The following is a 23731-nucleotide window of genomic DNA, read 5'->3' as shown; positions in this document are numbered from 1 at the left end:
CTTTTTACAGGTTAACATTAATACCCAAGGTGAAAGATTTAGCTGGCGGATAGTCTTCTCCCCTAGGAGTGGCTAATTCTGGGTCCCAAAGTTTGAACTTAGACCAAGTGAACAGATTCGTTCCCACCACAAACAATCGAATATTTTTGGCTCTAACCAGCCTGGTCAAATGTTTAGGTAAATTATATCCTAAATCTAGCGTCTTGAGACGAAGATATCGGCCATCGCGTAGCCAGAAAGTAGATTCCCTGAAGTTATTAGGATTTGGACCAAAACTTAGTCGAGGATAAGAGGCATTAGGATCTTCAGTGGAAGGATCTTCTGAAATATCAGAATCAATCCAACGATTGTCGCCCATGATTCCCTTCATGACCTGTCCCCACTCTCCTTCACTGAAGGCAAATACTGTTTTTCCATAAGTAGAGAAAGTGGATTTACCTGCTCCTTGAAAGTGTACACCCAAGCTAAATCCTTTCCATTGTGCAGATGCACCCAATCCATAAATCAGGTTAGGTCTCCTGGTAGCACCGATAGCGACACGGTCACCATCGTTGATCACACCATCACCGTTTACATCTTTGTACTTAATATCTCCTGGCTGATAAGGGCCGAAAGTTTGTGTTGGGCTATTTCTGATATCATCATAATCCTTAAAGAGACCCAATGCCACTAAACCTCTGGACTGGCCTACACGGTAGCCTTCTTGGTTCTGATAACCGTACACATTATTCTCCTCATCCCTTTCTACGATTTCATTTTTACTGTAAGTAATATTACTTCTGGTAGTCAGGGTAACTTTACCTATTCGCTTGATGAACTTAAAACGTCCATCAAAACCTCTGGACTTCACGATGCCCACATTGGCCCTAGGCGTACTCTCCAATCCTACCATAGCTGGCAAAAACTCTCTGGCCATGTAAATCCCCGTACGCTCTTCATCAAAGAAATCAAGGTTAGCTGTAATACTGTTGGTTTCGATGTCAAAACCTAGGTTTTGTTTTGTCGCTACTTCCCAAGTTACATATGGTGAGGCCACCTGTGAATACCTCAAACCGCCAAAGTAACGATCAAAGCCATAGTCAGCCCACTGGTAACCACCTGTAGGATCACCATCTCCATTAACAAGCTCTTCCATGGTATACAAATAAGGGAAACGCTCTCCACCCATTAATTGGTCATTACCGGCCTTTCCATAAGAGTAGCGGATCTTGAACAGATTCAACCAACTGATGTTATTTTTAACAAACGACTCATCTGCCACATTCCAACCAAATGAAATTGCGGGGAAGAACCCATACTGTTGGCCGGGTGCAAAATTCTCAGATCCAGTATATCCAAAGTTTAAATTGGCGAAATATCTGTATTTCCAATTATATAAAAGGCGACCGGATAGTGCTTGGTTTCTTCGGGCAATACCATTTTTGATATCACCTCCTATATTGACTGTCTGCACATAGGCATCCCTAGTCAATCTGGTAGCCGCTCCTATATGATGGTCTCCGATGCTCTTATCATAATTGAACATCAAGTCAAAAAACTCAAGTCTATTACCAGAAGAACTACTGGACTGTTGCATTTCACTAGGATTGGAAATATGGGTAAACACCAAATCTCCGTTGATATCTCGGGCACGATCAGCACGCCATTGCTCAGGCCATTTACGACGCTGAATATTATTACTGTTTCGCGTATCATAACCCACGATTCCCCTCATTCGAAGACCTTCAGTTACAAATTTCAGATCCTGTTCAACAGTAACATTGGTCTGTACCTGATTGACCCAATTTTCATTAAAACCTGTTTGAGTAGCCATTACCCATGGGTTGGTCTGATTTCCTGTGCCTACTGCTGGCACATAGCCATTAGAATACAAAACAGGAGTACGGATAGGAGAATAGCCAAAAAATGCTCCCCAGAAATCCACATCACCCAATCCAGGACTATTACGCTTGCTGAGGGAACCTGCTACGCCCACTTTGACCTCTGTCGTTTCAGTAAGGTTAAAGTCTGCATTCAAACGGTAATTCCAACGTTTATAATTGGCATTGGTATTATAATCATCCTTTAAGGCCTCATCGATTTCATACATCCCTCCTTCATCTATATAACTTGCAGATGCATAATAACGGGATGTCGGTCCACCACCACTCATATTCAAATTGGCGCGATAGGTCATGGCACCATCTTTTAGGAGCAAGTCCTGCCAGTCCACATTTGGATATAAGTCTGGATCCAATCCAAGACGCAAGATTTCCAATTCCTCTGGCTGATAAATCGGTGCATGGTTCCGGGTTACCCGCGACTCATTCAAAAGCTTAGCATAAGTCACCCCGTCTTCAAACTCTGGCGTAATGGTACGGGTATTATAGATAAACTCATCTTTGAAATTAACTTCTATTTTCCCAGCGCTACCCCTCTTAGTGGTAATCAGGATTACACCATTCGCTCCTCTGGAGCCGTACATGGCCGTCTCAGCAGCGTCTTTAAGTACAGTGATGGACTTGATGTCTTCTATATTTAGTTCATTCAAATCCCTCTCAATATTATCCACCAATACAAGAGGATTGGTTCCTCCACCAAAAGTGGATATACCACGAATCCAGAATTCAGAAATATTTTTTCCAGGCTGCCCGGATTGCATCATCCCCAAAACGCCAGGTACATTTCCGGCCAGCGCATTTGACAAACTTGAAGTTGGGTTTGATTTCAGGTCCTCTGTATTTACAGTGGATACAGCACCGGTCAAGGATATCTTTTTCTGCTCACCAAAGCCCACAACTACCACTTCTTCCAATGATTCCGCATTAACCATCAGCACCACATCGATCTTACTTTGGTTTCCTACTACCACCTTCTTGGCTTCAAAGCCTATATAACTAAATATCAAGGTAGTACCTTCTTCCACATCTATGGAATAATTCCCTTCAATGTCCGTAACCGTTCCTTTATTGGCCTGGCCTTCAATCAGTACGGAAGCTCCGGGAAGGGGCTCTCCTTCTTCATCGGTCACCACACCGGTAACTTCTTTGAATATTTCTATGGACGGAGTAGTAATGACCACACCTTTGTCCTTTATTTTCTTGACACTAATGCTATTGTTGACCTGTCGAAATTCCAATCCAAGGTTCATCGCCATCTCTTTCAGATGTTCTGCTACCGAAGCCTTCTGATTGGAAATACTTACCAACTGATTCCTGTCGACATTCCTGTCCGTATAAAAGAAATGAAAAGAAGTATTTTCTTCTATCTGCTCTAAGACTTCTGCTAAGGTCTTTTGGTCACTGGACAGCTCTATAAACACTTCCTCGATGCTCTTTACCTGGGCAGATGAATTGCCTGCCAGAACCGAGCTCATTGTCAAGGTCAGGAAAATAAAACAGTAGCCTGCATATTTTGAGACCATAATAATTTTCTGGGTTAAATTTTGTTTCATATTTTGGGTATATCAATTTAACATAGGTTATAAAGGCAGTTGGAGGTCCAGTCCATATGCTGCCTTTTGTTGGATTGATTTCTTGTCCGGGAGCGTATGCCAGTACATTCCCGGACTCTTTCGTTTTGGAGTTATTATCTCATAGGCTAGCTTATTTTATGGATTGAATTTCATATTGATTTGTCTTTTATTTATCTGGTACTCAAAACCACTGGAATGACTGAGTATATTAAGGACATTGTCCAAGTATTCATTTTTATCAAAAGTACCGGAACATAAAAAGCCCTTGTCATACCTTCCTTCCACTGTGATCTTAACATTGTACCAGCGTTCCAAAGTCCGTACAACTTCCTCAAATGTATCTTCGTCAAAATGGAGGATCCCTTCTTTCCAATAAAGCACCTTCTCCACATCTATTTTTTCTTTTCTAAAATCACTATCTGTCCCCTCACTGATAATCGCTTCCCCAGGAATCAATTCTCCGGACTTTGCTCCACCTATTTCTTCTACACTTACTTTGCCATGGGTAAGGGCCACTTCTGTCAAGGGCGAATCCTTATAAGCTTGGATATTAAAAGCTGTCCCAAGCGCTTTGGTAACCAATCCCTTGCTCCTTACACTAAATGGATGCTCCTTATCCGAAAAAACCTCAAAAAATGCCTCCCCTTCCAGCTCTACCTGCCGATTAGTCTTAAATTCCTTCCGATAGCGAATCGTACTCTCCGCATTCAAATAAACTTTGCTGCCATCGGGCAGGATAATTTTGGATTTTTGGCCCGCAGGATTTGATTTTGTAATCATGGCCTGGGTTTCTATTGGACTCGTTTGGTGGTCCAACATGTATTGGTAGCCCAATATGCTGACCGTAAATAAAATGGCCAAACTAGCCGCTATACTAAAGCCCCAATGCTTGCCAGTCTTTAACTTGATTGATTGATCGCTTGAAGACTGGTTACTTCCCTCCTTTTTTGTGCTGATTTTCTTAAATAAAACTTCCCTGTCCCATGAGCTGTACTCTTCCATCACCGGATCTTGTTGATCCCACTGCTCTTTGAGTTTCGAAGACATATATGCTTCACCTTCCTTAGAATGGTACCATTGCAAAAAATCTTCGGCCTCTTCTTTAGATAAATTCCCTTGGTAAAATGCTTTTAACTGTTGTTCTCTATCCATTTGAATTGTGTTACAAATGGATATACCCTTAAGTCAAGTGAAATACTCACGCAGGCTCAAAAAAAAAATTATTTTTTTCAAGCTCTCCAATAGCCCATTGAATGGATTCATTCATGCAGTTAGGTTCAAGCGGAAACTTGGGGATTAACAGGTTACCAAGCCGAAAAGCAGGGAAAAACAGTCTGTTTTAGCTTTGATATGCGCTATATATTAACCACAGATGGATAAAGATGAACACGGATATGCCTATTTATAATACATCTGTGTTCATCCTTTTACGCAGTCTAGGCAGCTTGATTGCTTCAACTACACTTAATCTGACAAGGGTAGGCAAAATTTAAATTTGAGCTTATTCACCCCCAGAAATATTGTTTAATCCCCCAACTTTTAGGAATGATCGGTAGGGTTGCCTCATCCTAATGTTAAAATTCATTAATATTAGGATGGATTCTTATAAGGAAGCATTGAAATAATTCGGTTATGCACATTCATACCAGTAGGAGTAAATAGTAGCAAGTAACCTTAAATTTATAAAAGGAATTCTGAAAACAAGAGAACTACCCCATAGGACACACCATGTTCTGTCTCCAATTTCTTTCTTAATGATTTGGTGGCCCGATAAATCTGGTTCTCAACCGTCCTCACAGATACATCCAATTGGCTCGCTATTTCCTCAGCACTCAAATGCTGTTCTGTCCTCATGACAAAGACTTCCTTTTGCTTCTCAGGTAAGGAATCTATCGCCTGAAGCGCATAGGCATATAAATCTTCAAAGATGATTTCATCCTCTGTAACAGTAGAATATGTCTGATTTAGCGGAATGGCATATTTCTGATAGGCTACAAACCTGGCTTTCTTCTGGGACTTTTTGATGACTAATGATCGGACAATTGAAAAAATAAAGGCATTGATGGATAGATCGGAATTCAATCGTTCCTTATTGTTCCACAAGTACAAAAACACATCCTGCACTATTTCTTCTGCATCATGGTGGTTCATCTCCATTCGCTTGGAAATTCTATAAATCTTCGCAGCATAACGCAGATAAAGTTGGTGAAAAGCCTCCTCATCGTGCGCTTTTATTCTCTCCACCAATTTGAAATCTTCAATTAAACAGGTCATAGGGTCTATACATCTAATTCAAGCCAAAACCCTAAATCGGTTTAGCTATTTAGAAAATAAAAAGAAGACTTGAACATCTTCTAGCCCTAAATGAACACAATAGATTTAAAAAATGCAAACTCACCACCCATAAATTCACAAATTAAATCTCAGTACAGAATTTAATTTCAAAAATAAACCATTCACCAATAATGCGTTTGTCGATATAACAACTTTCACCAAATTTAAGGTTTCAACAATATATCAAAGTCATATTCCCCTGACCGGATATTATACTCATCATAGGTTCTTCCTTTCAAAACTGGCTGAAGCACTGTCTTATCACTTTGCTTCAGCCTGGCTCCTGAAGGTAACCTCAGACTTGCAGTCGAATTGGCCGGGATACGGACCTTATAAGTCAGTCTATTCTTTTTCTCTTTTTGCCATGCTGACCTAATTTCCCCATATGGCCCAGTATGATGGACTTCAAAAGCATCCAATCCCGTCACAAAATTCGGTGACAAAATTACATTTTTGAATCCTGGCTGCTCAGGGTCTGGCAAAATACCACCCAGAGCCTTATACATCCAGGCCCCTACTTCGCCAAACATAATATGGTTCATGGAGATATCACTTTCAGAATCGATATTCCAGTTTTCATAAAGTGTGGTAGCCCCATTCACTATCCACCAGCCCCAAGAAGGGTAGGTTTCTTGGGAAGCCATTTTATAAGCCACATCAGCATAACCATTTTCACTTAGGGCATTTAAAATAGCTTTAGTGCCCAATAGTCCAACATCCAAATGAAAACCGTCTTTTTCAACCCGCTTGGCCAAATTTTCAGCTACCTTTGCCCTCAGTTCATCTGGAACGATATCCCACTGAAGGGCTACACTCATCTCTGTTTGTATGCCTGAACCATAAATTCCCCGCTCCCTATCTAAATACTTGTCATTAATGGCCTTTCGGATTTTCTTGGCCAAAGCGGCATACCTTACCTCATCTTCCACTTGCCCCAATAAACCGGCTACTTTTGACAAAATCTTGGCATCGACATAATAATATGCTGAAGAAGTATACTCAACTGGAGATTTTGATTTCACGGGTACCCAATCACCTAATCCCCATGCCGTAAGCCCATCCTCGCTGATAGCCGTAATATGGTCCACATACTTTTTCATGGCCTCGAAATTCTCCTCCAAAATCCGCTGATCACCGTAAAACAGAAATACATTCCATGGAATCAAGCATATGGTACTGGTCCAATCTGGGCCATTTCCCCATTCATAGCCCCAACCTGAAGTAGGAATAATAGAAGGCAAAACACCATTGGGCTGCTGTTCATCCCTATGGTCGTCCATCCATTTCTCATAGACCTTGATACCATCATAACTGTAAAGTCCTGTCTCTATCGCTATATGGGCATCTCCTGTCCATCCATTTTTTTCCCTTTGGGGACAATCGGTAGGATAGCCAAAGAGATTGGACAAATAGGAACTGTTGGTGGCAGACAAAAGTAAATCCAAGGTATTATTGCTGGACTTGATCCCTCCCACTTCTGGCACATCACTGTACATAAAATAAGCACTTAAGTTATCTTTCTTTAGTTCAATGGGTCTATCCGCAGTTACTTCCACGTATTGAAAGCCTTTATAGTTGAACTTGGGAACAAAAGTCTCTTTTCCCTTTCCACTAAGAATAAAAATATCCGTTTGAAATGGATCCGTGTCATCTGTGGGTCTATAATGTACATCAATATTGGACATATCCACTTGACCATTTTCTTTTAGCCTTTCTCCATGTTTCAGTCTTAAAGTGGTCCCCTCTTGGCCAGCTAAGGTGATTTCACTTACCCCAGAAATGTTTCTGCCCACATCAAACACATAGGTGCTGTCATTGATCTTATGGGCACTTTTGGCGGACAAGCGCACATTATGCCTAATGGGAGGCATCACTTGAGCAACTATGGTTTTGCTAGGAGCTGAGCGGTAAAAGACATCTTCCCATTCGGCATCATCATATCCTGCTTGATCCCAGCCAGGCAATTCCAATCTTGCATCATAATGCTCAGCAGTATAAATACTGTTAAAAATAACAGGGCTCAAATGGGTCTTCCAATCCTTTCCAGTCCCAATGGTCTCTACTGTTCCATCTTCATAGATAATCCTCAGATCCAAACAAAATGTAGGTCTGTTCCTCCAAGGTGCCTGGTGAAAATCCCAAACTGCAGTAGACTGATGATTATACCAGCCATTACCCAGCAAAACACCTAGGGCATTGTTCCCCTCCTGAAGGAATTCCGTTACATCATGGGTAACATATAAAAGCCTCCTGTCAAACCGGGTATAGGCAGGGTCCAGTTGGTGATTGCCGACTCGCTTTCCATTGATGCTCAGCTCATACAATCCACCAACGGCAATATATGCCCTCGCACTTTTAATTTTCTTTTTGGCATCAAACTCCTTTCTGAAATAGGGCGCAGGCTTGACTGCTTTGGATTGCCCATCTCCTATCCAGGCTCCTTGCCAGTTTTCCTCAGCCATCATACCCGTCTCAAAATGGGCCACTGAAGACGTTCCCAAACTTTCCCCCTCCTTGTCCCAAACTTCGACAGTCCAAGAATAGGTCGTAAACGGCCTTAATGACTTCCCCGAATAAGTGATGAGTTGTTGATCACCTGGCTGTTTGCCCGTATCCCAAACGACATCAGGCTGATTACCGGAAGCATTAGTAGATGAATAGACAATTATCCTAAAAGCTGTTTGTTGCGCACCAGGCCGCTTATCATTCATTTCCCAGGTCAAACGAGGCTGGGCAGCATCTATGCCCAAAGGATCTTTAAGGTATTCACAACGCAAACCAACTTGGGACCAAGCTGAATGAAAAAAAACAAAAAGTATAATGACCAGCAACGTCAGTCTATATGTAAAGTTCATTGGTATTTTATGGTTATTGTTAAAATCCTTTTCCAAAATTGTCAATTCACTTCATCCAAACAACTGACCTTCACTTTCTTTCCCACTAAAATGCTTCTTCATACCAGACACTTCCAGCACCGATCAATGCTCCTTGTTCTCCTAGTACACTTTTCACCAAGGGGATTTTTTTGTTCTTTTCCTTCAATGTGTTTTTTACTGCTGGAAAAAATAAATCAGATGACCTAGAAATACTTCCCCCAATAATGACTATTTCGGGACTTTCCTCTTCCATAAACCTGTTTAAATACTGTCCCAGCAAACTACCAAACTCTTCAAATGTGCTGCTTACCCACTCCTTGTCTGCTAAGTCCAACATTTCCTTCACCCCTGCCAGTTGCTTTCCGGTCTTTTCAAGGTACTTTTTAGCAAACCAACGCGTAGAAAAGTGATCTTCCACAATGCTTTCTCCAAATTGATCGCCCCAACGAGCAGCATCTTGGGCTTCAGTGCCATGATAGTAGGCCGTTCCTGCCCCAGTTCCCAAAGTCATCCCGATGGCCCTTTGATAACCTTTACCTGCGCCTGCAAAGATCTCTCCTTGCAGGAAACAGGCTGCGTCGTTTTTAAACTTGATTTGGGATGGAGCTATTCCCAAATAACTGGCAAGTAGCTCTTTTATATTTTTCCCGTATAACACCTCGTATTTGTCCTGGGTACTGCCGATCCATGAAATCCCCTTCTCATAGTCAAATGGCCCAGGCATTGCCAGCCCTATGCGTACAGAGGGCTTTTCATCCTCCATAAGCTGCCCAATAGCCTTGCTCCATGATCGAAGAATCTCTTCCTCGCTCCCTTTGGAATTGACATGTTGCCGGACCAACTTATCATCCAAAAGCCTGCGGGTTTCCAGATCTACTTGTCCGACAGTAATATGAGAACCTCCTACATCTACCCCCAGTACTTTGTTTGCATGCATTTTTCTTTGTTTTTGCTATTCTGTGATCAGCTCTATTTTACCACCGGTTTTAAAAAGCTCATGCGGAATAAAATATCCTTCCAATGCTTGTCCATTCACCTTTATTCCTCGTAACTTTCTGCCTTGGGCAGGGTTTTGTATGGTAATCGACTTTCCATCCGCTACCTTCCAACTTACCTCATCAAATACCGGAACCGTCACCAAATACTCTGTATCTGCCGGGCTTAATGGATAAAGTCCCATGGCCGTCCAAGTATACCAAGATGACATTTCTCCAGCATCGTCCATCCCGGAGAAAGCTAGCCCATATTCACCAATACCAAAGTAATCAGATAAAAGTTTATCCAATACCTCCTGGGATTTTTCTGGCTTATCGACAAAATAATAGGAGAATGGCGCTTCATGGTCAGGTTGGTTACCCTGGCAATATTGGCCCATAAAACCGGAAACGTTTCTGGCAATATATTCAGGATTCCAAGGTTTTGTAAAAAAAGTATCCAATTTTTCTTCAAATGCCGCTTTGCCTCCATATAATTTCACCAAACCAGGCATATCATGTGGAGCATAAAAGGACAATTGCCAAGCATTTGCTTCCCGGTACATGTATTCATAATAAGGATATTCCGGATTAAAAGGACTGATCCAGTCACCATTTTCCAGTCTCCCTCGCATAAAATTCACTGAAGGATCAAATACATTGCGGTAATTCTGTCCTCTTTTCATCAAGTCCTGATAATGTTCATCGTCGCCCATTTCCTTGGCAAACTGCGCCAATGCGTAGTCATCATAGGCAAACTCCAATGTCTTGGACACACCTGCTTTGGCTTTGGTCTCCACATGGGGATGCTCCACATGCGGGTCAGAGATAAAGCCCTTTTCAATATACTCTTTGATATATGGTCTCGTACCACCTTCCTTATAGGCATTGTTCAATAGGTACTCATAGGCTTTTTTGACATCAAAATCTTTGATCCCTCTTCGGTATGATCCTGTAATAAAGGAGGCAGCATGATCACCATGGAAGAAAGTCGGTATGAAACCTGTTCGATGTCCTTTATCCACCAATGACTGAATCACATCAGCGGTCACCTCTGGCTGTACAATACTTAGCAGTACCACCTTGTTACGATAGGTATCCCAAAGTGATGGCAAAGTATAATACCTAAAGTCCTCTTTGCGTGTTTTACCAGTCTCATCACTGAATTCACCATTTACATCACTTCTCAATGCTGGCCATAGGAAAGACCGATAAAAAGAGGAATAGAACATCTCCTTCTCTTTTGCTGTACCTCCTTTGACGGTGATATGGGAAAGCAATTTGTTCCAAGTATCTACTGCTTCCTCATGCACTTGTTCAAATGACTTGCTCCCTACTTCCTTTTCCAAATTCTCCTTAGCATTGGCCTCACTTACATAAGACAATCCGATTTGTAATACCACAGGGCTGTTTCCTCCGTCTTTTATATCTACCGTGGCATAGCCATCCCGCTTTCCTTCCTCAATGATATTGACCGTCTCTATTTCATGGCTCAACTTCACATAAAAATGCACCTTATCTCCTCCCACTCGCTGAAAGCCTTCTAAAACTGTTTTGGAAGAATTGGTTATCTTCCAGTCAGAAACCCTGTTATTAGCTTTTCCCAGGTCAAAAAGTATCGTCCTGTCTGTTGGTTGATCAAAGGTATATTCATGGATTCCGGCCCTAAGGGTACTGGTCAATCTCACCTTAACTTTATAATCTTCAAGATAAACCTCATAATAACCTGGGCTAGCATTCTCTTGATCATGGCTAAAAGTCGACTTAAATGGTTTGGTCGAGGTCCTGTTTACTGGTAAAATAGGAATATTACAGAGATTCCAGTGGCCTTTGTTGGTATGGGTAAAAGCTAGGATTTCTGTGTCCTCATATTCATAGCCTGCTCCAGAACCAAACTCCGTAATGGGGCTAAGTTGTACCATGGCATTGGGCAAAGAAGTACCCGGGTAAGTCAAACCTGCCCAGACCCTCCACCCTTCTGGGGGGGTATAACCGATTTGGGAAGGATCGGTCAAGGGTGCCGTTCCGATAAAAGGATTGACAAATTGGGTAAGGTCAGCTTTATCTTCTTGTGCTTTGGCACAGCCAAAAAGATATATTGAAGCTAGAAAAAAAGTAATTAGGCTCAATGAACGCATAGGTCTTTTAGGTTTTATCAAATAGGTTAATAGGTTCGATAGTTATTTTGAGTGTCAAGTACAAAGACAGCTCATTTTGTGATCAGAAATCATAAGAGAGCTCCTCACAAAGATTTTGGAAAGGCTATAAAAACCAGAAAACCCCTGTGAGAAACGCTCTTTTATGACCGTCAAGCCAACAAATGTGGCTTTTCTTTATATAGCGTATAAATCAACTCACCGAACAAAGTATTGGCCCAAGCAAACCAGCTACGGGTAAAATCGTCCGGATCATCTTTATGGAATCCTTCATGCATAAATCCTGTTCCTGCATGGGTGGTTTTGATCCACTCCAAACATTGCTTGATTTCTTCATCATCAGTAGCTGTCATGGCCTGTAAGGTAATGCTCATATGCCAGATATAATCCATTCCCACATGTGGCCCTCCTATCCCCTTAGCTGCTTTACCCGAGAAGAAATAAGGATTGTCCTCACTCAATACAAAGTTTCTTGTGTTTTGATAGATAGGATCATCAATATCCAAACAGCCCAAATAGCCCATACTTAATAATGAAGGCACATTGGAATCATCCATGAATAATTTGTTGCCATATCCATCCACTTCAAAAGCATAGATCTTTCCATGATCCAAGTGCTCTGCCACGGCATATTTTTGGATGGCCGCTTCTACTTCATTGGCCAAATCCTCGCAGGACTTTGCAGAAGCACGGTCCTTCTTCACTTCTTTATAAATATTCGCCAACTGTCTCAAAGACTGCACTGCAAAAAGATTGGAAGGAATCAGAAAAGGATAGATAGTCGCGTCATCTGAAGGTCTAAAAGCAGAACATATCAGCCCTACAGGTTTTACTGGATTGCCATAGCCAGCACCTGAAAGGGTATCTGTGGCACGGGAAGTGGTTCGCTGAAAATGGTAAGGACCATTGCCTTCTTTACGCTGCTGCTCTTGGAAAGTCTTCAGTACCAATTTCATGGCCTTTTCCCAACGATCATCGAATATACTGGTATCTCCTGTTTCTTTCCAATAACCATTGGCCAAACGAACGGCATAGCATAGAGAGTCAATCTCCCATTTCCGCTCGTGCAGCTCCGGTTTCATATCGGTATGGTCACTTTGCCACTCTCCTCCTTCTGCACCTTTATTAAAGGCATTGGCATAAGGATCGATAATGATACATTCGTTCTGTCTGTTGATCACTCCCTGGATAAGTTTTTTGAGTTGCTTATCCTTATTGACTAATGTGACATAAGGCCAAACCTGAGCCGAAGAATCACGCAACCACATGGCATGAATGTCCCCTGTGATGACAAAAGTATCAGGTTTGCCATTTTTCTCTGAATACTCCACCGTGGTATCCAAGGTATTTGGAAAGCAGTTTTCAAATAACCAAGCCAATTCCTGGTCTTTGATATTCTTTTTAATTTCCTTAATCGTATTTTCTACCGCCTTACTGGTAAAGTTTCGCTCGGCCATTTTTGGGCGGTTTGTTTCTTTCATCCCCATGTTTCCTGCAAAAGAAACTGCTGGCCCCATGGCCACGCCAAATGTGGCTGCCGCACTGGTTTTTATAAAATCCCTTCTGATCATGTAATATTCGAATTATTTCGGTTGTATTTCTCCAAACTCAAGCCAGGATATCCCTTCTCACTTTGGAGATTATTTGTATTTGGCTGGAAAATTAATCGATTTAGCTTAACAATACAAGCAAATTTATAAGAGAGGCATTTCCTTAAATCTCAAAGGTCGCCAAGCCCGTCCCAAAGTACTTAGGGCAGCTTGACGACTTATCTTCTATAGCATTAGTCCAATTTGCTTAATAGGGTTTTTGCTGCCCCCATTATTCCAAAACTCCTTCTTCCTGCAATAAAGCAGCGGCCTCCATCAGCATCATACCTGAAAGCTGTGTGGAAAGGTCTACCTGCTCTCCTGGAAGCTCCCTCCAATAAGGTCCGCATAACATATCCGGACGGCGTAGTCCTTTTGTATAGAAGGTTTCAATATTGAATTTTAAGAAATTCACCATATTTCCTTTATCGCCATCTGATACCGCTGGTTCTTGGATCAATTCTGTGAAATACCTGACAAAAATCCCTTTGAACAAACCACCATCTCCTTGCCCCTCACTCTTCAAAATACCATCCGTTGTCAGTTCGGATCTGTTCATGGCAGATTTAGCGGTTTGTAGGGCATCAGTTAGGTAACCTGTTTCTCCAGTAATTTGGAACAAACGAAGTCCCGAACCGATCCAAGTCCCGGCATTATACGTAAAGATCCAATCCTTTTTGACCGTGGGTGTTCCCTCCAGTATTTCGATATGATCCCAAACCAAACCAGTCTGTGGATCCACCAAATTGGCTTTTTGCCATTCATAAAGATCCTTTGCCCAAGTCAGGTATTCCTCGTCTTGAGTCACATTATACAGCCTAGTAGCCAGAACAATGGTAGGGCCATTGGAAACGGCATTCTTAAGGTTTGGCGTGTCTTTTTTCCAAGTAATTCCTCCTCCAAATACTTCACTGTAGCTTTCCAAGACATCATCCCAAAGAAACTCGGCTACTTCCAAATATTCCGCATCATCGGTGGCATTGTATGCACGGACACAGGCATTTCCTAGCCAAAGCATATCATCATTGAATACATTGGAATAAGTACCGCCATTCCTGGCTTTGATACCTAGCAGCAATTTCTTCATCTTATCCAAATAGGCGCCATTTCCAGTACGGGTATAGGCATCCACATATACATGCAGGGCATGGGCATTGGGCCAATAATTCCCGTAGGACCCTCCTGGATTAAAATTAAAGGTGCCATCTTGGGCAATATATAGTGAATAGGTGCTGTTTTGCATAGAATCGGCTGTTGCAGCATAATCATAACTGATCTCTTCATTCTGCTCAAAATCCTTTCGCAAAGGCCCCAGATCACTATCGACACAAGCGGACAATATTCCGCTAAGCGCCAGTACCGATAAGGCAATTTTATATGTTTTCATCTTTTTTGCTTTTATCAAATCAATCATTAGGTTTTGTTCCTTCTCTACATCAAATCCACACTATTGATCTCTGTTAACGAATAATGGTGAAGTGAAGCAATCCCGTGTACTAATAATGGGATTGCTTCGTCATTTTTTGCAAAGACGGTTTTTTGAGTTATCCTAAACTTATTCCACGGTCACGGAATGAGTATAGTTGGAAACTTCAGCATTGAACATGATCTGGATATCTGCTGAAGCATTGTCCACTTCTGTAGCAAACTTAAAGCAGTTATTCCAACGGTCATTGGTGACAGGCACCATGTACCAATATGCTGGTCCAGTTGATTCATTTGGACGTTGGTTGTCACCATTGGTGCTACCAAACCACTCTTCTGAGGTATTGCCTTCAGCATCAGTCACCATAAAACGGAACTTGTACCTTTCATCCCTACCCCAGCTTTCTTGCCTAAACTCAATAGGAAAATCATCTACGGCCCAGATGCCATTGGAAGTATAAGGCAAGCCAGTTAAAAATTCTCCATTAGGCGCAAACCAAAGTTCCACATCCCCTATTTCATGGATTTCAGTAGTTCCATTAGAAAAGTCCACTCTGATTCGATATACTTTTTCTTCTCCCGAATAAGCTGTTTCACCTTCCGCTTTCAGCTTTTCACCCTCAATATAATAAGTACCCGGCTCTCCCGAATTTCTTTCCGCGAAGAAATAAGATCCTGCTTTCAAAGAAGTATATGCTTCAAAGGTATTGGCACTGGTCTTCTTCATCAAAATGGCATTGGAAAGGTCCTCTCCGGCCTCAGTAGCAGAACCCGTAAGGTATAGTTCATCAGGAGCAGGGAAACCTGCTGGCCTTTCTACTTCTATGGTTCTGATGTCCAATATCTCCTGCACATTGATTCCCTTGGAAGACTGAACAGACCACTGTAGTTTCCCCACTCCTTCAGGCTGGATTCCAGCCATTTCTGCGATTCTATTCAGTTCAGAAAATGGCAAGGTAAGGGTTCTTTGCATTCCTCTACCATCTGATGGCATTACGAAAAGCGGCTCTGAAAAATCCCCTCCTTCCTCATCAAAAACCACATCATAAAGCACCACTCCATTATCTGCAGCCTTTGCAGCTTCCCACTCAAATATAGCCGAACTCTGAGCACCCAAATTCATATAGGCATTGTTTTCAGGTGCATATAAGGTCTGTACAGGACTAACCTCAGTGTGCAACTCCGTATCTTCTTGACAGCTCCAAACGGCCATCAGTACCATTATTAAGGAAAGAAATTGATAACTTATATTTTTCATTTTTCTTATTGTTTTCAGGTTATTGTTCAGGTTTATTCCCAACCAGTATTTTGGGTTAAATTAGGATTGAGGTTTCGTTCATCGCGTGGAATCGGCCATAAGTAATGCTTGGAAGGATCAAAAGATCTCAAATTGACACGGAGATAGCCATTATCTTCAGCTGGTGGCCCAAACTGTGCCCCATGTGCCCAACCATTCAACACCTCTTCTGCTATGCGCCATCTTCTGATATCAAACACCCTCAAGCCTTCCATGGCCAGCTCTACCCGGCGTTCGTTTCGGATGACCTCTCTCCAGCCGTTTTGTCCTAAGTCAGCATCAAAATCCAAAGCAGTCGATACCTCAAAACCAGCCCTTTCCCTCAATGCACCGATCGTTTGATCCCAAGTAGTTTGATCCATTTGGTTCAATTCGTTTTTGGCTTCCGCATACATCAACAATACATCTGCATACCTGAAGAGCATCAGGTTAAGCCCAGAGGCAAACTGGGTAATACGGGAAGGGTCAAAATACTTACGGGTATAATAACCGGTCGTCGTAGACGAAGACCCTGGCACATATTCATCCGGTGCAGATTCATCAGGATCAGTTCCTGGTTTGATATAAATGGTATGGGTTTCTCCATTGTCTTCCCACTCATAGAGATGATAGACAATAGTGGCTTTTAACCTTGGATCACGACGGACATATGGATTTCCCTCGTCATAGCCGGAATTCGGATCATTGATCGGCAGGCCATTTTCCATCAAATAGCTGTCGACCAATTCCTGAGTAGGTGCCAGGGCATTGAGACGGGCTCCAGCAGATAAGGGAGCCATATCAAAAAACTGTCCCCAAGTGCGGAACTGTGGCACATATTGCATGCTCAGGATATCTTCCTGATTGTATTCATTTTCGGGCATAAATAAGCCTTCATAAGAGGGAAACAAACCATAGCTACCATAGTCATCCCCAAAGATCAATGGTTCTGTTGTTTCAACCACTTGCTGCCATTGTCCTTCATAAAGGTGCACTCTGGCCTTAAGGGCCATTGCTGCGCCACTGGTAATTCTACCTCTTTCAGCCGCTGCCAATTCCTGTTGCGTCGGAAGAATACCGCTAATATCCGCAAGCTCACTTATGATAAAATCCAGTACTTGGCTTTTTGGAGTCCTACTAACGGACTGGGCTTCCTCAATAGTAATATCCCTTTCCAATAAAGGCACATCTCCAAACCAAGTCGTCAACTGAAAATGCTGATAAGCACGGATAAAGCGAGCTTCTGCTTTCATGCGCTCCCGCACACTTTCATCCATCTCTTCGACATTATCTATATTTTCCAATAGGATATTACAGGTTTTGATGGCGCTGTAATTATTGTCCCATTGGCTTTGCAGGCGACCCAATGAGGGATCATAAGTTCCTGCGGCCAAGGAAGCCGCTCCTGCATTATCTCCACGTCCATTATAGGCATTGTCCGATGCACCTTCATTATAAAAAAAGCGGTTGCTGTCAAACATCTGCGAATAGGCTGTATTCAGCATACTTTGCGCTTTGGCTTCCGAAGTCCAATAGGTCAAATCGGTAAAGGTATTTTCGGGTGCCAAATCCAATTCCTTGCATCCTGTCCAAAACAGGGTACAGCATGCCGATAAAATGATTGTATAGTTACTTAGTTTTTTCATCTTTTGAGCTCATTAAAATGTGATGTCCAATCCAAAACCGTAATACACCATGGTGGGATAAGCACGGGCACTATTGGCGCCACCGCTTCTCATGCTGTTATCAAATTCCGACAATTCCGGATCCACAAAGTCCACCTTGGAAAGGGTAAACAGGTTTTGGCCAGAAACGTATGCGCGGCAATTTTGCATCCCTAGCTTTTCTGCCAAACTACTAGGAAGGGTATAGCCCAACTGTATATTTTTCAAACGGAGGTAAGCTGCATCAAACAAGTACATATCAGAGCCTCTTCGGAAATTATTGGTATTGGACTGACTGCCATTATCCGCTAATCTTGGAAAACGTGCATCTGGATTTTGAGGTGTCCAGTAATCCAACTGGTGCTCATACATGGTCATGCCGTAATTATAATGGAAAGGTTCCACCATTTCCCCACGGATCATCATGGTTCTGCTACCTACTCCCTGGGCGAATACATTCAGGTCAAAACCCTTCACACGAACATTATAAGTAAGTCCAAAGGTCATTCTTGGGAAAGGGTTGCCAAAAACATATTTGTCATCATCATTGATGATACCATTGCCATCCACATCCACATAGCGGTTGTCTCCTGGCTGCACATTCAAGCCTTCAGGCTTTGGTCCATTTTCTGCTTCGTCTATATTCTGGAAGTAACCGTCTCTTTTTAATCCCACATAGGAATTGAATGGATACCCTTCCTTCAGCAGCACTTGGAGTTCTTCCACTCCAGTAAGTCTTTCTTCTCCTTGGAAGTCCAACACTTTGTTTTTGGAATCAGCCAGATTGAATGAGAAAGTATGTTCAAATAAATCTCCGCGGTGTCTGTAAGAAGTGGTAATTTCCCAACCTTTGTTGCCTACTTTTCCACTGTTAAAATCCGGTAAGGAAGTCCCAAACACGCCTGGTACGGCTGGTGGCACCAAAATATCAGATGTTACTTTATCAAAATAATCCAAGCTCAAGGTCAAGGCTCCATCCAAAAAGTCAAGGTCTGCACCGATATTGAAGGTGGAAGCCCTCTCCCATTGAATATTGGGATTGGCATAATTAAATCCTGTGCCTCCTACTGCCGCGTTATTAAAACCATAAGCATTTTGGAAGGTAAAGAAAGTAGTCTGGTACTGGTAATTCCCCACATTTTGGTTACCCAAAACCCCATAAGAAGACCTGATTTTTACTTCTCCAAAACGATTACGATAATCACTCATAAAGGCTTCTTCCGAAAGGCGATAGCCCAAGGATGCTGAAGGGAAAAATCCCCATCGCTTACTTTCTCTGAATTTAGAAGAGCCATCATATCGGAAACTTAATTCTGCGAAGTATTTCTTCTCAAAATCATAAGAAACCCTCCCAAACAAGGAATTCAAACTGTTTTCGGATGAACTTTGGTTGGAATTATAAGAATCAGGATTGATGACTGTTTCAGTTACGGGTGTTCCCAATTCCGGATCGGTAAAACGCTTATAGATTCCAATGCCACGATCACTGTGGTTTTCATTGGACACACCTAGCAAAGCGCTGATCTCATGGGATTCAGAAAAAGCCTTATCATACTGCATCATCAGTTGCGTGTTGAGATCAAGTCCCTTTCGGTTTTCATCGGTCGTATTCCTATCTCCTCCATAAACACCTCTTGGATAAAAATCCACCTGCATGGTCCTGGCATACATATTATTAGAATACATATTGAATCCAAATACACCACGCATTTTCAGGTCATTGGTCAGCTTAAGTTCCCCGCTGATATTACCAAATACATTATCATCCGTATGTTCTCTGAAGCCACCTTTTTCCAAAATGCCTAGCGGATTAAACTCCTGAAGAATATCATTGGTCAAGTACCTTCCCAATGAGTCTTTCTGGTTGTAATAAAGCGGAACCCTGTTGGCATCAGCCATCAATGTACCACTGGAATAGGAATGGTCCTTGATCAATCTTCTGGTATAAGCCAACCTAGAGCTCATTTTGAATCTACCAAATTCATTGGTCAGGTTCATGCGGAAATTATATCGGGTATAGCCTTTTTCAGGCCCAACAAAATTGCTTCGCTGATCTGTATATCCTGCAGAAACAAGGTATGTTGAATTTTCACTTCCACCGGATACAGATAAGTTATGGTTTTGCTGAATGGCATTTTTAAATATTTCCTTAGCAAACCATTCCGTATCACCATTTTCTCTAATTTGACGGATTTCTTCAGGGCTGAATACCGCCTCACTTCTGCCAGCATTGAAAGCCGACTCATTTCTGAGCATGGCATTTTGATAGCCATGAACGGGATCTGTAAAGAATTTAGGGGTGTTGACGCCCACCAGACCATTATAGGTTACTTTAGTTTTAGAATTCTTTTTCCCCTGTTTTGTAGTGATCAGCACCACACCATTATTAGCTCTGGAACCATAGATAGCGGCACTACCAGCATCCTTTAGCACCGAAACACTTTCTATATCGGAAGGGTTTAGCAGATTAATATCACCACCAATAACACCATCGATCACGATCAAAGGGCTATTATCTCCCAATGTACTGATTCCCCTGATATTCAAGTTAATTCCAGCTCCGGGCTCGGAATTACGCTGCTGCACAATCAAGTTTGCCGAGACACCCTGCAAAGCTTGGCTCATGGTAGCCACTGGCCTACCTTCCAGTTTCTCTTGACCTACCTGGTCCACTGCCCCCACTACACTGAGCTTTTTCTGCGTACCATAGCCTACCACCACTACTTCTTCCAAAGATGAAGTGCTCACATTCAAGGTAATATTGATAACATTCATATTACCTACAACCACCTTTTTGGACTCAAATCCAATAAAGGAAAACACCAATGTGGCCCCTTCTGCAACATCAATAGAATAATTTCCATCCAGATCTGTCACAGTCCCTGAACCTGATTCACCCTCCACAATTATAGTAGCTCCGGGTAAAGGTTCTCCATTCTCATCCACTACCTTCCCTTTAATTTCTATCAAATCAAGCTTGGCAGGACTATTATTTTGCCTTACAGCCCCTTTATCTTTCACAATATGGATGGTGCTGTTGATCTGCTTAAAAGTCAACTGCGTTTTGAGGGAAATTTCCTCCAATACAGATAGCAATGATTGCTGTTTTGCTTTTAGACTGATCATCGGCGTATTCCTGACCTGGTCTAAATCGTATGCAAATTTGAAATCTGTCTGTTGTTGAAGATTCCTTAGGACTTTTTGGACTGGAGCGTCCTCCACGCTTATGGAAACGATGACACTCTCCAGGTCTTTTTGCTGATTGGCGAAAGCTTCCTGCGCACCTGCTCCTCCCCCGGCAAAATATGCCAGACAAAGAAAACAGCGTAACAGCAACTTCCTCTTGAATACGAGTAGTTTTTCTTTCATTATTTTGGGATTATTTAAATTGAATTATTTGGCATCAAAGCCGTTTTATTTTTGATTGATTTTTACTTTTCCATCCTTGATCACATAGTCAAAACCCAAAGAATACTGCATACCTTTCAGCACATTCTCAAGGCTTTCATTTTTAAATTCACCACTGTATTTTCCAGGGAAAACAGTTCCATTATTAAAGTCAAAACTTATATTATACCACCTGGATAAACGCTCGAAAACACGCGCATAAGGTTCTTCCTGAAACTTCAGCACCCTTTCTTTCCAGCCGATCAAATGGTTATAATCATAGGTCCCTTTAGTAAGGGATCGCTTTTCGGTATCATAAAAAGTAGCCTCATCAGGAGTAATCATGGCAGTTACTCCATTTTCTGTGTCCACCTTAACTTTCCCTGTTACTACTGCCACATGAAACTCCTGATCTTGGGGATAGGCACTGATATCAAATGAAGTCCCTAACACAGTGGTCTTTAGCTCACCACTTCGTACCATAAAAGGCAGTTCGGGATTCTTGACCACATCAAAAAATGCCTGACCATTCAATTCAACCGTACGCTCCGTCTCGAAACTGGAAGGATATCGGATTTCACTGTCCGAATTGAGGGTTACTTCAGAACCATCTGGCAAATGAACTATTTTCTTCACACCTTTTGCCGCCGCTTTCGTAATCCATATGATCTCTGGTTCATCGTCATTTGAATCTCCTACAGGCTCAAAATAGCGCAATGACAAAAAGCCCAAAAGCAGCAATGATGCCGCAGCAGCCCACCACCATTTAAGCCTACCAGCTTCTCCCGTGCCATGTATATTCTTTATTTTATGTTGATGCTCATATTTGGCATTGAACAGGATCAGGTTGTCCAACATCTTATCATAATCCTGCTCATCCATGGAATATTTGTTTTTCCATCTCAAGGATTTGGAAAGTTCCTTGGCCCTTAACATCATTGGAGCCTTTTCCGGATGCTTCTTGCCCCAAGCTTGCCAAAACCTATCCAATTCTGCATTGGGGGTCTTTATCCACTTCAGAAAAAGAGGATTTTTCAAAAAATCGGATTCAGTATTTGGGTCAAATTTCATTGACTAATTTAGGTTACTTTCTGGTCTATTTTTCACTTGCAACCTATAAGAGACCTGGCCAATAAAAGTGACCCCAATCAATGCTATTTTTTTTATTTTTTTCAGCTTTATAAAGCGCCCCTTCTATCATGATATTTTAAAAAACTCCTAGGGGCATTGATAAGCTGAACTGAGCACAGACCAATTAAATGGTCGATTAATTTCGTTCTGGTATCCTGATGTATTCAAAAAACATAAGGTGTTTATGCTTTTTATCAAGCAACAAATGCATCCATAGCTATTTTAGACAAGTTATATCTCTACTAAAAATCAAGCTACAAAAACAAACAATATCCTTAAAATGTCCTTATGTTTATGCAGTCTCGTGTTAAGGCTATCCAGGGCCCTGTACAACAACTTTCTAGCGGATTTCACTTGGGAAAAATCCATCACGCTCGCAATCTCCTTATAGGATAATCCTTCAAAAAAATACAAGCTTAGGATTTCCCTTTGTCGAACAGGAAGTTGGTTGCAGGCCTCCTCGAGCACCTTTTTCTGATCCAAGGTAAACATGGTTTGAATCGAATGATAGTCTGGATCTATACTCATCAAAAACTGCCCTTCCTTTTCAATGTTTTCCTCACAAATCATTTTTCTCTTCTGCTTGAGAAGTCTCATCAGTCTCCTTCTAAAGCTACTGAACAAATAATATTTGATTGAATTTGCTGTTGAAATCTTGTGCTTACTTTTGATCAACTGATAAAACACATCTTGGATGGCATCATTTACCAGGTCCTCATGAGCCGTTATTTGTCGTCCATAGTTAAATAAATTATGGGCGTATAATTTAAAAATTTTGGCCAGAGCCAACTCGCTTCCTTGCTGAAACTCCCTCCAAATACCTGATTCTTGCTCTGCATGTGCAGCAGCATCCATCTCTTTTGCATATTTGCTATCAGAAATTGAAAAGGTTTCTATTTCTTTAGAAGGTATCATTTCGGTCTAGGGTTATTGTCAAAAAACCTTATAATTCAAGCTTACGAGGCTTCTAATCCAACTGTTTATTCTTCAAACTTAGTTCCTTGTAGGAATAAACCGTGTTAAACTTACAAATTCCATTCACAAATAGCAATAGCTAAACCATTTTAGTGATCGAATGAAACGCCTTTTTTGCACTAAAAAGTCTTTTTAACAAAAAAAATGAAATACTATCTAATCCCTGTCCTAAGGATAATTAACTATTTTTTAATCTTCACTCAGCTTGAATTATTTTTAAAGCAAACCTGTCTTTTTACTCCTTTTAAAGACCTATTTATCAATTAGATGAACAAAAATTAAAAACCCATTAAGCTGTACCAAGTGTTATCAATCGTCTGATGAAAACAAAGGTAAAACCGACTAGTAGGATATTCAGCCTAGAGAATAAACAGAAAAAATCTATCTTTACCCAATTCCTAAAAGTGATCTTCTGATGAGCCCAAACTTGGGGCTTAAGCCAGGTTGTTCAACATCCTAAGAATTATAATAACCACAGATTTAGGAATTT

General features: G+C 41.7%; 13 protein-coding genes. All 13 read right to left on the bottom strand.

Features of this window, described 5'->3' with window-relative positions:
- Positions 1-4 precede the first annotated feature (4 nt).
- The gene (locus KZP23_RS13855; protein WP_226332330.1) at positions 5-3433 is read right to left on the bottom strand and encodes a SusC/RagA family TonB-linked outer membrane protein; all 3429 of its coding nucleotides are present in this window, start codon (positions 3431-3433) and stop codon (positions 5-7) included.
- A 156-nt stretch (positions 3434-3589) separates the two neighbouring features.
- Positions 3590-4606 (bottom strand): FecR family protein, encoded by a 1017-nt coding sequence (locus KZP23_RS13850; protein WP_226332329.1) that lies wholly within the window; start codon positions 4604-4606, stop codon positions 3590-3592.
- 528 nt (positions 4607-5134) lie between these two features.
- Positions 5135-5728 (bottom strand): RNA polymerase sigma factor, encoded by a 594-nt coding sequence (locus KZP23_RS13845; protein ID WP_226332327.1) that lies wholly within the window; start codon positions 5726-5728, stop codon positions 5135-5137.
- A 224-nt stretch (positions 5729-5952) separates the two neighbouring features.
- Positions 5953-8643, bottom strand: coding sequence for an alpha-L-rhamnosidase (locus tag KZP23_RS13840; RefSeq protein WP_226332325.1), 2691 nt, complete (start codon positions 8641-8643; stop codon positions 5953-5955).
- An 85-nt stretch (positions 8644-8728) separates the two neighbouring features.
- Positions 8729-9601 carry an ROK family protein gene (locus tag KZP23_RS13835; RefSeq protein WP_226332324.1) on the bottom strand — a complete coding sequence of 291 codons (873 nt, stop codon included), beginning with the start codon at positions 9599-9601 and terminating at the stop codon, positions 8729-8731.
- Between the two features lie 15 nt (positions 9602-9616).
- The gene (locus tag KZP23_RS13830) at positions 9617-11776 is read right to left on the bottom strand and encodes a GH92 family glycosyl hydrolase (protein ID WP_226332323.1); all 2160 of its coding nucleotides are present in this window, start codon (positions 11774-11776) and stop codon (positions 9617-9619) included.
- Between the two features lie 170 nt (positions 11777-11946).
- The gene (locus tag KZP23_RS13825) at positions 11947-13365 is read right to left on the bottom strand and encodes a glycoside hydrolase family 125 protein (RefSeq protein ID WP_226332321.1); all 1419 of its coding nucleotides are present in this window, start codon (positions 13363-13365) and stop codon (positions 11947-11949) included.
- Positions 13366-13615: 250 nt separating this feature from the next.
- Entirely contained in the window at positions 13616-14770 is a 1155-nt protein-coding gene (locus KZP23_RS13820; RefSeq protein WP_226332320.1) for a glycoside hydrolase family 76 protein, read from the bottom strand.
- Between the two features lie 168 nt (positions 14771-14938).
- Entirely contained in the window at positions 14939-16066 is a 1128-nt protein-coding gene (locus tag KZP23_RS13815; protein ID WP_226332319.1) for a SusE domain-containing protein, read from the bottom strand.
- A 32-nt stretch (positions 16067-16098) separates the two neighbouring features.
- A complete protein-coding gene (locus KZP23_RS13810) occupies positions 16099-17730 on the bottom strand; it encodes a RagB/SusD family nutrient uptake outer membrane protein (protein WP_226332317.1) in 1632 nt (543 codons plus the stop codon).
- Between the two features lie 12 nt (positions 17731-17742).
- Positions 17743-21117, bottom strand: a complete 3375-nt coding sequence (locus KZP23_RS13805; RefSeq protein ID WP_226332316.1) for a SusC/RagA family TonB-linked outer membrane protein — start codon at positions 21115-21117, stop codon at positions 17743-17745.
- A gap of 45 nt (positions 21118-21162) precedes the next feature.
- The gene (locus KZP23_RS13800; protein ID WP_226332315.1) at positions 21163-22206 is read right to left on the bottom strand and encodes a FecR family protein; all 1044 of its coding nucleotides are present in this window, start codon (positions 22204-22206) and stop codon (positions 21163-21165) included.
- 309 nt (positions 22207-22515) lie between these two features.
- Positions 22516-23181 (bottom strand): RNA polymerase sigma factor, encoded by a 666-nt coding sequence (locus KZP23_RS13795; protein ID WP_226332314.1) that lies wholly within the window; start codon positions 23179-23181, stop codon positions 22516-22518.
- Positions 23182-23731 lie beyond the last annotated feature (550 nt).

The organism is Echinicola marina (assembly GCF_020463795.1).
GTDB classification, from domain to species: Bacteria; Bacteroidota; Bacteroidia; order Cytophagales; family Cyclobacteriaceae; genus Echinicola; species Echinicola marina.
This window is presented reverse-complemented; position numbering and strand designations above follow the sequence as displayed.